This window comes from Clostridium sp. AM27-31LB (genome assembly GCF_003480745.1).
In the GTDB taxonomy this organism is placed as follows: domain Bacteria; phylum Bacillota; class Clostridia; order Lachnospirales; family Lachnospiraceae; genus Butyribacter; species Butyribacter intestini.
Map to the genome: position 1 here is coordinate 17038 of NZ_QUJS01000011.1, position 13652 is coordinate 30689.

General features: G+C 37.5%; 8 protein-coding genes and 2 pseudogenes. 9 read left to right on the top strand and 1 reads right to left on the bottom strand.

Features of this window, described 5'->3' with window-relative positions; all coding sequences use genetic code 11:
• The first annotated feature begins 7 nt into the window (after positions 1-7).
• From dnaB to DW721_RS16485, 5 genes and pseudogenes are all read left to right on the top strand, one after another.
• Positions 8-1348, top strand: coding sequence for a replicative DNA helicase (gene dnaB / locus DW721_RS13785; protein WP_118746097.1), 1341 nt, complete (start codon positions 8-10; stop codon positions 1346-1348).
• A 553-nt stretch (positions 1349-1901) separates the two neighbouring features.
• Positions 1902-3251: a glucose-6-phosphate isomerase gene (locus DW721_RS13790; protein ID WP_022013610.1), complete on the top strand. Its 1350-nt coding sequence runs from the start codon at positions 1902-1904 to the stop codon at positions 3249-3251.
• A gap of 341 nt (positions 3252-3592) precedes the next feature.
• The gene (locus DW721_RS13795) at positions 3593-5494 is read left to right on the top strand and encodes an HD domain-containing phosphohydrolase (RefSeq protein WP_118746098.1); all 1902 of its coding nucleotides are present in this window, start codon (positions 3593-3595) and stop codon (positions 5492-5494) included.
• 115 nt (positions 5495-5609) lie between these two features.
• A complete protein-coding gene (locus DW721_RS13800) occupies positions 5610-8774 on the top strand; it encodes a leucine-rich repeat protein (RefSeq protein WP_118746099.1) in 3165 nt (1054 codons plus the stop codon).
• A 123-nt stretch (positions 8775-8897) separates the two neighbouring features.
• Positions 8898-9071, top strand: a pseudogene (locus DW721_RS16485) (cache domain-containing protein); the annotation flags it as partial.
• 105 nt (positions 9072-9176) lie between these two features.
• On the opposite strand, the gene DW721_RS16490 reads toward DW721_RS16485, so the two are convergent.
• On the bottom strand, positions 9177-10550 hold the full coding sequence (locus DW721_RS16490; protein WP_118746101.1) for a CapA family protein: 1374 nt from the start codon (positions 10548-10550) through the stop codon (positions 9177-9179).
• 200 nt (positions 10551-10750) lie between these two features.
• Here DW721_RS16490 and DW721_RS13815 point away from each other — a divergent pair, with 200 nt between their 5' ends.
• The 4 genes and pseudogenes from DW721_RS13815 to DW721_RS13830 form a co-directional block, all read left to right on the top strand.
• A complete protein-coding gene (locus DW721_RS13815; RefSeq protein WP_147355413.1) occupies positions 10751-10990 on the top strand; it encodes a hypothetical protein in 240 nt (79 codons plus the stop codon).
• Between the two features lie 304 nt (positions 10991-11294).
• Complete coding sequence (locus DW721_RS13820) at positions 11295-12344, top strand: PDDEXK nuclease domain-containing protein (RefSeq protein WP_118746103.1); 1050 nt, start codon at positions 11295-11297, stop codon at positions 12342-12344.
• Positions 12345-12529: 185 nt separating this feature from the next.
• Positions 12530-12944 (top strand): annotated as a pseudogene (locus tag DW721_RS13825) (hypothetical protein); the annotation flags it as partial.
• A 282-nt stretch (positions 12945-13226) separates the two neighbouring features.
• Positions 13227-13652, top strand: a 426-nt coding sequence (locus DW721_RS13830; protein ID WP_243036034.1) for a phospholipase D-like domain-containing protein, incomplete at its 3' end; no start/stop codon positions are given.

A 13652-nucleotide genomic window follows, 5' to 3' on the forward strand; every position in this document is an offset into this window, starting at 1 on the left:
TAAAAAATTGGAAGAAGAAGTTATAAAGAGACTGCCACCTCATAATGTGGAAGCGGAGAGAGCCGTTATCGGAGCCATGATGTTAAATGCGGATGCCATAATGGTATGTTCCGAGTTGTTGACATCGGATGAGTTTTACCAGCAGCAGTATGGCATTATATTTGATGCACTTGTGGAAATGTATAAAGACGGGGTCGGTGCAGACCTTGTCACATTGCAAAACAAGCTTCGTGAAAAGGAAGTTACACCGGAACTTTACAGTGTTGAGTATCTCGGAGAACTTTTGGCGAGTGTGCCGACATCGGCAAATGTAAAGTTTTATGCGGAGATAGTTCATGAGAAAGCAGTTTTAAGACGGCTTATAAGAGTCAGCGAGCAGGTCACAAAAGACTGTTACATGGACAGCCAGCCGTTAGAGGACATTTTGGAAGATACGGAAAAAAGTGTGTTTGATGTTATACAGCAGCGTGGCGGAAGTGAGTTTGAGCCGATAAGGGATGTTGTTTTAAGAACTCTTGACAGCATTGAAAAAGCAGCAAAACAGAAAGGAAACATAACAGGACTGGAGACAGGTTTCAGGGATCTTGATGCAAAAACAGCAGGCTTACAGAAGTCTGACCTTATACTTATAGCAGCAAGACCGGCTATGGGAAAGACGGCATTTGTCTTAAATATTGCAGAGTATGTTGCACTTCATAGTAACAGTACGATAGCACTTTTCAGCCTTGAGATGAGCAAGGAACAGCTTGTAAAGCGTATGCTTGCCATGAATTCAATGGTCGATTCGCAGAAAATCCGTACAGGTGACCTTGAAGATGATGACTGGGACAAGCTTGTCGGAAGTGTGCGTAAGATAGGTAATTCAAATCTTGTTATAGATGATACATCAGGTATCACAGCGTCAGAGCTTCGTTCAAAGTGCCGTAAGTTAAAGATAGAGCAGGGACTTGACCTTGTGATAATAGATTATCTCCAGCTAATGACAGGAGCGGGCAAGAGAAAAAGTGACAGCAGGCAGCAGGAAATATCAGATATTTCCCGTTCACTTAAGGTTATGGCAAGGGAACTTAATGTTCCAGTCATAGCATTGTCGCAGCTTTCACGAGCTGTTGAGTCAAGACCTGATAAACGCCCTATGCTGTCAGACTTGCGTGAATCAGGTGCGATAGAGCAGGATGCGGATATTGTAATGTTTATATACAGGGATGAATATTACAATCCCGATTCGGAAAAGAAAGGTGTGGCAGAGGTTATTGTGGCGAAACAGCGAAGCGGACCGACAGGACCGGTAGAGCTTGCATGGTTGTCGCAGTACACAAAATTTGGAAATCTGGAATACCAGAGGTAGACAATGGCTAACGGGACGCTCTGAATGAGGGAGATTATTCCAACTCATGGACGCTCTCGCTCGGAGAAATTCGTAGCGGCACATAAGCGTGCAAAATACGCCCGCTAAGTGCCGACGCATTTCAACGCCATTCGGTCAGAATAATTCTCCCTCATTCAGAGCTGTGCTATGGGAGAGTGTTCATTATGGTATGGAATTTACAGGGAATGGCTTTTTGTATTAAGGCTGCCATTGTATATTGGTATGCGTATATTAAGTAATGGAATTGTTATGAGCAAATTGTAAGTGTGAGCAACGGTAGATTTTTGAAACATGATTTATGTTTTATATAAGATTATGGCTTTTTAAATCGTAACAGATTATTTTGTTGATTATAGGAAATGATTAATTTAAAACTCAAGGGAATTTAATATAAATTGAAAAATTAACCTTGAAATGATTAGGGTTTATTTATATTATATAAGTGTGGGATTTGTTTTTCCACGCTTATAATAAATGAGATTTCTTTAAATGATAACAGGTGTTTTTACACAGAAATGGAGGACAGTGAGTAATGGGAACACAGGTAAAATTTGATTATTCATTAACAAATGGTATTGTGTCAGAGGACGAGATTAAGTCTATGGCAAAGATTGCAAAGGATGCAAAGGATGTACTTGTAAGCAAGTCAGGTGCAGGTAATGATTTTCTGGGATGGATTGATCTTCCGGTGGATTACGATAAGGAGGAGTTTGCACGCATTCAGAAAGCAGCAGAGAAGATTAAATCTGATTCAGAGGTTCTTCTCGTAATCGGTATCGGAGGTTCATATCTTGGAGCGAGAGCTGCAATCGAGTTTTTAAGACATGGTTTCTACAACAGCGTTTCTAAGGAAATACGCAAAACACCTGAGATTTATTATTGTGGAAACAGTCTTAGCGGAACATATCTTTCACAGCTTATTGAAGTTATCGGAGACAGAGATTTCTCTGTAAACATCATCAGCAAATCAGGAACAACAACAGAGCCTGCTGTTGCATTTAGAATTTTCAAGGAAATGCTTGAAAAGAAATACGGAAAAGAAGAAGCTGCCAAGAGAATTTATGCTACAACAGATAAGGCAAAGGGAGCACTTAAGAATCTTTCAACAGAAGAAGGATACGAGACATTCGTTGTACCTGATGATGTAGGAGGTCGTTTCTCCGTGCTTACAGCAGTAGGACTTCTTCCAATCGCAGTAAGCGGTGCAGATATTACAAAACTTATGGAGGGTGCTGCTTCTATGAGAGAAATCTGCTTAAATAAAGACTTTGATGAGAACGAGTCATTAAAATATGCGGCAGTCAGAAATATTCTTCTCCGCAAAGGAAAGAGTGTTGAAATTCTCGGAAACTATGAGCCGGCATTCCACTATGTAGCAGAGTGGTGGAAACAGCTCTTTGGTGAGAGTGAAGGAAAAGACCAGAAAGGTATCTTCCCGGCATCAGTTGACCTTACAACAGACCTTCATTCAATGGGACAGTTCATTCAGGACGGAAGCCGTATCATGTTTGAGACTATCATGGAGCTTGAAAAACCTTCATACGATATTACTATCCAGGAAGAAGCAGTTGACCTTGACGGACTCAATTATCTTGCAGGCAAGACACTTGATTTCATCAACAAGAGTGCGATGAAAGGAACACAGCTTGCACATACAGACGGTAATGTACCAAACCTTGTAGTAAAAGTGCCGGAGCAGAATGAGTTCTATCTCGGACAGCTTTTCTACTTCTATGAGTTTGCCTGCGGTGTCAGCGGATATATTCTCGGAGTAAATCCATTCAACCAGCCGGGTGTAGAAAGCTACAAGAAAAATATGTTTGCATTACTCGGAAAGCCTGGATTTGAGGCTCAGAGAGAAGAACTTATGAAACGTCTTTAATCTTTGAAGATAGAATTATATTTTAGAGGATTTATAAAAAGTAAAACGGAGCTGTTTTTGGAAAACAGCTCCGTTTTTTTAGTTCATATTGTATAGCTATTGGTTTTACAATGATTTTAATATCTGAAATATCATGCACAAATAACACTTCCTGTTTAACTATAGATTATGATTAGAATATCAAAAATATATAAAATGTCAATGATTTTAACTTGTAAGAAGTAACATTTCAGCCATGAAAAGTAAGTTTAGATTATGGAAAATATCGGCATATTTTGGTATAATTTAAGATAACTGGATTTTTAAAATGTCAACAAGCACTTGAGAGGGGAAAAGGAAATATGAAAAAAATTAGTATAAGGCAGTATATTGCCACACTTATCGTGTGTTTTCTGGCGATAGCAATATTATCTTTCTGCACGATACAGGCATTTTACAAAAAGTCGGTAAATGATACACTTTCACTTGGAGAGAGTGCATTGAAACAGCAGAAAGAACAGATGGATGCATATCTTTCAAGAGGAATGGATGCGGTCGAGGTTACAGCGATAAATATCGAGTATATGCTCAGGGAAAATTATAGTAATGACGATATACTCAGTTATCTTAAACAGGAGTCAAAGTATTACAAAGAGGATGTTGATGTAAATTTTACAGGAATTTATGGTGTTATTAATGATGAGTATCTCGATGGTATAGGATGGCAGCCGGAAAATGATTATGTGCCACAGGACAGAGAGTGGTACAAGGCAGCAGTTAGAGCAGATGGTGAGTCGACTTTTGTTCAGCCGTATCTTGATGCACAGACTAACACAATAATGGTTTCGATAAGCCGGCTTTTGGAGGATAAGAAAAGCGTTATATCTCTTGATATTGAACTTGGAACTTTGCAGCAGGAGACACAGGCTATAAAACTTAACGGACAGGGGTATGGTTTTGTGTGTGACCGTTCAGGGCTTGTGATAACACATTCAGATGAAAAAAATATCGGAAGTGATATATCAAAAGGAGAAATGGCTGCTTTATATAAGAAGATTGTCTCAAAAAAGAACCAGACATTTAGTTATAAAATGGGCAAAAAACATATAACCGTATTTTCGACTTCCGTTATGGACGAGTGGTATGCGGTCATGATAATAAATAATGATGTTCTTTATAAAAAAATAAGCAATCTTATTATATATGATGTGGGACTTAGTATTGTACTCTACATGATAATAGTTGTATTTTGCACAATGTCGATGCGCGTGACAAGACGCACTCTCAATGAACTTGATGAGACAAATGATGAATTGCAGGAGATAAATGATAGTGTGCTGCAGGCTTTGGCAAAAACAATTGATGCAAAGGACAAATACACTAAAGGGCACTCTGTCAGGGTTGCAAAGTACAGCAAAATGATAGCGGGAAGAATGGGAAAGACGAAAAAAGAGCAGGATGAGATATACAGAGTCGCACTTTTGCACGATATGGGAAAAATAAGAATACCCGATGCTATTATAAATAAGCCGGGAAAACTTACGGATCAGGAGTTTTCGATGATTAAACTCCATCCCGTGACAGGTTATCATATTTTGAAAGGAATACGCAGGATTAAGGATTTAGCCATAGGTGCAAAATATCATCATGAGCATTATGACGGAATGGGTTATCCGAGTGGTCTTAAAGGAAAAAATATTCCTGAGATAGCAAGAATAATAGCCGTTGCAGACAGTTATGATGCGATGGCATCAAACAGGAGTTACAGAAATGCACTTCCACAGGATGTAGTCAGAAGTGAGATAGAAAAGGGAAAAGGAACGCAGTTTGACCCTGATATAGCAGACATTATGCTTCAGATGATAGATGAGGACAAAGACTATGAGATGAAGCAGACGGATGAATTAAAAAGAACGATACTTGTGGTTGATGACCAGAAAATGAACCTTATGCTCGTAAAGGGAATATGCAAGGATGAACCTATGTATAACATACTTACGGCGGAGAGTGGAGAAGAAGCAATAGAGATACTGCAAGAAAATGAAATCGCTCTTTTACTGCTCGACATAGAAATGCCTGAGATGGATGGTTTTGAGACACTTGCAAAAATCCGTGAATTTTCAGATGTAAAAGTTGCATTTATAACTGCAACAAGAGATTATGATACGATAGAAAAGGCGAGAAAACTCGGTGTAGAAGATTATCTTACAAAACCGTTTCTGCCTGCCGTATTTTTGGAAACAATTCATGGTATTATCGATTAGATAATATGCTTGTAAAATTTATTATATGCTGTGTTATTTGCTATATTTTCATAATTTAATTTCGTATTATGATAGTATCGTAAAAAATATTTGTATTTAGATAAGGAAGGAGCAAATGATGAAGAAAAGATTTATTGCTGTCATTATGTCACTTGTTATGTGTGCCTCGCTTGTTTTACCGGTGGGATATGCTGATGTTAAAGCTGATGCCAAGTCGGCTGAGATTTTGGATACTGATGTGAGTGAGGCTTCTGACGGATGTACTCTGCTTGGTGTGTACGGTACTTATTACAGTCAGGCAATGGAGGCTCTCGATAAGCTTAACGAAATTCGTAAGGAGGCGTGCGAAGAGGGAGATGTACCTGACCCAAGAAATCCTGAGCGTATGCTTAACGCTGATGATTATGTGCCGTTGAAGTGGTCAGGAGATTTAGAAAGTGTGGCTAAGATAAGGGCTGTTGAAGCGGGAATAGCATATGCGTTTATGGATTCGGGGCATAACCGTCTCAACGATAAAAATACATTTTCCATAAGTTATAACGGGATTTCCGGAAGTGCTGAGGACCTTGCCTACAACGATACGACAGATATGGGTGAGGGTATCATGCAGTTTTATATGGAAAAACAGTATTGGGTAAAGGAAAATCCGACAGGTGAGGAGACAGGACATTATACAAGCATAATAAATCCTAAATATAAATATGTAGGCTGTGGAGATTTCTATTCAAAAGTTGGAAGATTTTCAAATACACTTGCAACGGAATTGTCGGAAAAAGAGGGACTTGATGAGTCTATGCTTAGAGCAAAGAAAGATGTAATGCAGAAAATAGAAGTTGCAGACCAGTACATAAAAGAGTACACAATAGAGGGCGATAGTGAGATAAATACCGATGCCACGGCGAATTATACGGTGAGGGTAAAAATTCAGAGAAACAATGCTGTGCGAAGTCTTTGGGCACTTGGGATTGACAGTTTTTCATCGTCGGACACAAGTATTGCAACAGTCACTGATGATGGTGTAGTGACTGCTATAAAAAACGGAACAGTTACGATAACTGCAAAATCGGGTGACAAAGTTGTTGCAACTAAAGATATAACAGTAAAATGCACACACAACAAAAAAATAAAGAATTATACACCTGCAACCTGTCAGACAGAGGGAAAGAAAACTTATTACTGTGACAAATGCGATTATACGGAGGAAAAGAATATTCCAAAGAAAGCACATGATTATGTTTACGGTGATGTGGAGTCGGACGGAAAAAGAACCGGAGTATGCTCGGTATGTGGTGACAGTGTGCATATAACACCGCCGTCATCATTTAATGTAAAGTGGAATAATGAGTCACATACGGAGAGAGGTTACAGCGAAACATTGCCGATGGATTTAAAAAGTGGCTCAAAAATATACTGCTGGCCTGAAAGTGTTTTGGATGACAGCGCTTATAATGATGTAGTGATAGAAACGGCAAACAGTAACATAGTGTCAGTTCCGGAGGAGATGACGGTCAATTCATCCATGAACCGACTTGAGATAAAAAAAGACGGAGTCTGTGGTATTAAGATTTATCCAAAATATAACAGCCGAATTGCAAAGAATTATATATTCAGGATAGGGGAAAAAGGAAGTCTTAACATAGCAGATGCGGATGTGACATTGTCGCAGTCACAGTACACATACAATGGTGGGGAATGTAAGCCGGATGTTACGGTTACGGTTGACGGAGATACCGTTCTTGAAAAAGATGTTGATTATACCATTAGCTATGAAAACAATAAAACAGCCGGAATTGCAAAAGCAGTGATAAACGGTAAAGGCATTTTTAAAGGCAGTGTAAATAAAGAATTTAGCATAGCAAAAGCAACTGATGAAGTACATACAAGTCAGGCAGTTACGGACAGTGCAAAAGCAGCAACCTGTATTGAAAACGGACTGACAGAGGGGTCACATTGCTCAGTCTGTGGAGAAGTCATAACTGCACAAAATGTGATTGAAAAAACAGGGCATAAATATGTTGACGGAAAATGCAATGTATGTGGCGACATAAGTTATATCGATGATTCAGGTATTCGTTATACATTTGATGAAGATATAAACGGAAACAAGACATTTAAAGCAGCTGCCGTTCCCGGAAAAACATTGACGGGAGAAGTTGAGATAAAAGAAGAAATGGCAATAGGTGATGTTAAATATCCGGTAGCATCCATAGAAACAGGGGCGTTTGAGGGACAAAGCCAGATTACAAAGATAATAGTTCCTGAAAAGATAGAGAAAATCGGAACAAAGGCATTTGCAGGCTGCAGCAGCCTTGTTGAGATAAACTTTTATCCTGAGACAGTCCCGGTAATAGAAGATAAACTTTTCGGAGATATGGATACATCAAAGATAACTGTCAACACATTAAGCAATGCTTTGGGATATTATGTTATCCGTGAAAAAGAAAATGTAACGGTGCAGCGTGGTTTAAAGAGCAGACATATTCATACAATGCAATATCATGAACCGGTATCGGCAACCTGTGAAAAAACAGGAACAGTGGCATACTACAGTTGCAGCGGATGTGGGAAACTGTATCGTGATGAACAGGGAATATCAGAGCTTAAAGAAAGTGCTCTTACAGTACCGGCATTGGGTCATGCATGGGAGAGTGATTACACAATAGATAAACCGGCAACAAAAAATACCGCAGGGGAAAAGTCAATCCATTGTATGAGATGTGATGCAAGGACTGATATTCAGACAATACCTGCAACAGGCGGCTCTGACGACCAAAACGGCAGTGACAGTAACAGCGGCAATAATAACAGCGGAACAAGTGGTGAAGATTCATCAGGCAGTAATACTTCCACGAAAAAGAAATATCCGAAAAAAGGCAAAAAAGTTACTGTTAAAGGAATCAGATATAAAGTAACAGGCGTGGTCGCAAAGACTAAGAAATTTGAGGTGTCATGCACGGGAAGTACATCAAAAAAGATAACAAAATTGTCAATACCTGAATATGTAATCATTTCGGGAATTAAATTTAAGGTGACAGCAATAGACAAAAAGGCTTTTTATAAGTACACGAAGTTAAAGACCGTCACAATAGGAAAAAATGTAAAAACTTTTGGAACACAGGCATTTGCAAAAAGCAGTAAAATAAGTAAGATTACGATAAAGACAACAAAACTTACAAAGAAAAGCGTAGGAAAAAATGTTTTTTCAGGAATAAAGAAAAAAGCAAAATTTACATATCCTAAGAGTAAAAAGGCGGTGTATAAAAAGATATTTAAGGCGTAGTGGAATTATTCAGGATATAATAAAGTCTAAAATTAAAGGACGGTGAGTTGATTGATGTTCAGCTTGCCGTTTTTTCTTGATACAGAATATCAAAAAGGTGAAATAATTAAAAAATGGGTGAAAATGGTAAATCCTATCCTGCCTGAACAGGAGGGGACAAACAGATATGACCTAACGGACAAGAATGGTGTGAAGATAATTCAGTCTATTATGAAAACTGCCGAGTCGGGCGGCGGATTTAATGAGTTTTATTTTACAAAATCTGACGGAAAAACAGTAGCACCAAAAGTTGCATATAGTAAGAAATTATCGTATGAAAAAATAAAACAACCGCCAGGTAGGATTTTTATTACTTGGCGGCTGGTTTTGCTCTTTTTTACTTTCAGCTTGCGGTTTAGAAGATTAGCGCAGCTTCCCGTTGTTTTTAAATTTCAAATTATAAGGCTTGCAGAAACGGTTCATCTTTGCAATAATACGCTTTTTAGCCGCACCCTTAGCCGGTGTAGGCTGATAATTGTTAATGCTGTTTGAAGATGAAACTTTGCAAGGAATAATCTTAATATCTTTAGTTTTCTTAAGTTTCTTGTTTTTAAAAGTAAAAGTCTGCTGGAAAATCATCGTATCTTTGTCGGCAGGATTTGTATTTCCGCCAAAACAGAAATTAGCAAGACTGTAAACGATATATGCACCTTTGTATTTCTCAATGCCCTGTAAAGTGTGAGGGTGGTGGCCGAGGACAAGATTTGCCCCTTTCTTAACTGCATAGTGTGCGATAGTTTTCTGAACATCATTGATAACACTTGTCTTTTCAATACCGGCGTGCATACTTACGACGATAAGGTCAGCTTTCTTCTTTTTCAGTTTTTTAATACCACTGTTTATAAAACGCTCGCTCGATGAAACACCATCAAGACCATTAACGGCAATCATGCCAATTTTCTTTCCATTAGTCTTATAAACGGAAACTTTACCATAAGAAGCATAAGGCATTTTATTTTTCTTAAAAACAGCAATAGTATCATTGTAACTGCCTTCGCCATAATCATGGCAATGATTATTTGCAAAAGAAACCGCATCGACATTGCCTTTCTGTAAAATCTTGAGATAAGCCGGATTGCCCTTAAAAGCAAAAGTTTTGTCTGCACGGGTATTTCTCTTAGTCAAAGTACCCTCAAAATTGACAAGCGTAAGGTTGTCTTTCTTAAAAATACTCTTTACATTCTTAAAAAAATAAGACGGGTCTTTTTTCTCATTGTACTTTGCATAGAAATTAACACCGGATGGCGATTTGTAGTCAGAACCAAGAGTGCAGTCACCGGCGGCACTGATAGTAATCTTAGTTATGTTGGATTTCTTTTTCTGTGGTTTTTTGGCAGCAACAGGTTTCTTTGTGGCAGCCGGCTTTTTAGTTGTTGCCGGTGTTTTAGTAGATGTCGGTTTCTTAGTTGCTGTCGGTGTGGCAGGCGGGGCTTCCGTAGTAGTTGTGTCTGTTGTAGGCATTGTGTCCTGAATGTTGATAGTTGTAGATTTTGCAGTCACATTTGTTGTTGTATTCGTGTCTACTGCCGTGGCGATGGATTGTGTTATGTTTGTACATAAAATTGTCGTAGTGGAAGAGTTATCGGTAACAGTAATTGTTTTTTGTGATGTAGTTTTCGCCGTGACAGACTGTGTGCTGAAAAAATCAGGTGTAAAAATGCCAGTGCATAAAACTGTTGTGGCAGCAGTTAGGGATATTGCCTTTTTTAATGTGTGGTTTGTATGTTTCTTTTTCAATTTATATTACCTCCTTTTATGGGAATTTTTACAATTACCTATGTGTATTATAGCATAAAGTGGTTGTGGTTGCTTGAAAAGGTGAAAATTGGTAGAATGGATATGTAATAGAAAGATTGTGTTTTAGCACACTTGACACAATCTTTATAAGGAAAAATGAAAGAACACTTGATTATAATGAATTTATAGCAGATTATCGAGTGAGATATAAGATAAAAAAAGAACAGCAGAAACTTGCAAAAGAAAGTGAAGTTATAAGTATTGAAAAATATAAATTAGAGCCAAACAGTATGCAGGTTAAATTTATTGAGAATATAATGGGATTATATGAAAACGGTGAAAACAGAGCATTGCTTATAAGTTCTACAGGGGAACGTGGTATATTTGTGACAGGTGGAAGAAACCCAGGATTTACAAGGGTTTCGGAAGCCTTGTCCTAGACGTTTCCGTGTGATAAATGTCCGGATTGGCTCCGGATGGGAAAACTTAACAGGTATTTTTACTGAATGTTTTAAAGGCTTTGGTATGGCTTGTGTTGTTCCTGCTTTGGTGTGTACTGGAACTGGCCAAGCTACGGGAAGTACCTTTCGGTAAAGGTTCCGGGTGGTAAATGGTATTATAAAGAAGCATACGGATGAGTGTGTGAAGGTTATTGAAGAGGCAATTTTTGATACAGTTATACAAGAAAATGATATGGTATGAATTGGCTACTATATTAGGGAAATACTAACAGGAGGGTTTAAGATGGCGAGAAAAGAGGTTGGCTTTGTTGTGACTGATGATTATAAAACTTGGATAGAAGAAGTAAAGAATAAGATTAGAAATAGTCAGATTAAGGCTTCTGTTAGAATAAATTATGAGATGCTTGATTTATATTGGAATCTCGGTATTGCGATTTGTGAAAAGCAGAAGCAAGCTAAATGGGGAGATGCATTTCTAAAGGTGATGAGTAATGATTTGCAAAAAGCCTTTCCTGGAGTATCTGGTTTTTCAGTAGAAAATCTAAAACATATTCGTTATTGGTATAATTTTTATACGAATAATGAAAAATGGTTACAAGGTGTAACCCAAATTGAAAGTATGGTAAAAAGCATTCCGTGGGGACATAATCAACGAATTATGTATAAGTGCAAAGATATTGATGAAGCATTATTTTATATACAAAAAACTATGGATAATAACTGGAGTAGAAATGTATTGGTTCACCAGATTGAAAGTGATTTATATGCAAGACAGGGGAAAGCAATTAATAATTTCCAAGTCAAGCTTCCAGAACCACAGTCTGATTTGGCAGAGCAGACATTAAAGGATCCATACAATTTTGATTTTTTAGCATTGAGAGAAGAATATAATGAAAGAGAACTGGAAGATGCATTGGTGGAGCAGATAACACAGTTTTTATTGGAACTTGGAACAGGTTTTTCATTTATTGGTAAGCAGGTAGAAATAAAAGTTGGAGAAAGTAACTTTTATATGGACCTACTATTTTATCATGTAAAACTGCATTGCTATGTTGTGGTTGAATTGAAAACAGAAAAATTTAAACCAGAATTTGCAGGTCAACTAAATTTCTATGTTACTGCAGTGAATAAGAATATGAAGGATGAGCAGGATAATCAGACAATTGGAATCCTGATTTGTAAGGATAAAGATGACGTGGTTGCTGAGTACTCATTGGAAAATATTTCACAACCTATTGGAATAGCACAATATGAATTGACTAAGGTGTTGAGAAAAGAGTTTAAAAGTAGCTTGCCGACTATTGAAGAAATTGAAGAAGGCTTGTCAGAATAAAAAAGGTTACAGGTTGTAACCTAAATAGTGTCTGCTGATTAATGAAAAAAACAGCTTGAAACCATTGATTTTACTGCATTTTTCACTCAAAAATGGTATAATAAAGTGCACGGTTTTATAAGTATTCAAATCTTTTTTCGTGCAGTTTTCTATAAAAAAGTACCTTTACAGGAGTGAAAAAATCAATGTACAAGTATACTGACAATACACAGAGCAACTTCCTCAGTTTCAACCAGCCAATAGGCCTTCATATGAATCCTAAAAACAGATGGGTAAAGATGGCAGATGTCATTCCGTGGGAAATATTTGAAAAGAAATATTCCCGACTATTCAAAGGAACTCTTATGCTTGATGCAACCTGTGCACCATCAAATATCAGGTATCCACAGAATTTCTCATTACTCAATGAAGCCAGAGAAAAGCTGGAGACCATCATCATTCGTTTCTGCAAAAGTTATGGATTTTCAAGACCACGTATGTATCGCAAACAAGCCAGAAAGAACTATCTTGCACTTGCAAAGGCAAAGAAACGCAGCACTAAGAAAATCAGAGCAACCATCCGTAAACAGCGGGCTCGGATTTGGTCGTAAAATAGTTGAGATAAAAGCTAAAAATGTGTAAAATGGATATAAGAATAGCACTTATGGTTTCATTGCATCAAATAGTTCAGAAGTGAGGATAAGTATGGAGAAAAATATAAATTTAAAATAATTAAAATCGGGATTAAATACCGCATTTATTAATTACACATGCGATTCAAATCTCGCATATAGACCGGAATTTATTTCAAATAATTATCAAAACGGAAAGAAAGTTCTTTCTTCATTAGAATATGAACTTTTACATTGTGATGCGTTTTCGATAAGTGTTGCATTTATAAAAATGAGTGGGATAGAGCCACTTTTACAAGTATTTAAACAACTGGAGAATAGAGGTGTTCCGGGAAGAATACTTACTACGGATTATCTTACATTTAGTGAGCCGGAAGCGTTTGATAAGTTAAATTCTTTAAATAATATAAAATTAAAAATGTATCAGACAGAGGGAGAAAAAGATGGATTTCATACAAAAGGGTACATTTTTAAAGATGGAAAGATTTATCGTATAATTGTGGGAAGTTCCAATCTCACCTCATCAGCTATAACAATAAATCAGGAATGGAATACAAAACTTGTTTCAAGTGAAGATGGCTCGATTGCAAAAGATATAGTTTCTGAATTTGACAGGCTTTGGAATAGTGAAAGAGCACTTGATTATAATGAATTTATAGCAGATTATCGAGTGAGATATAAGATAAAAAAAGAACAG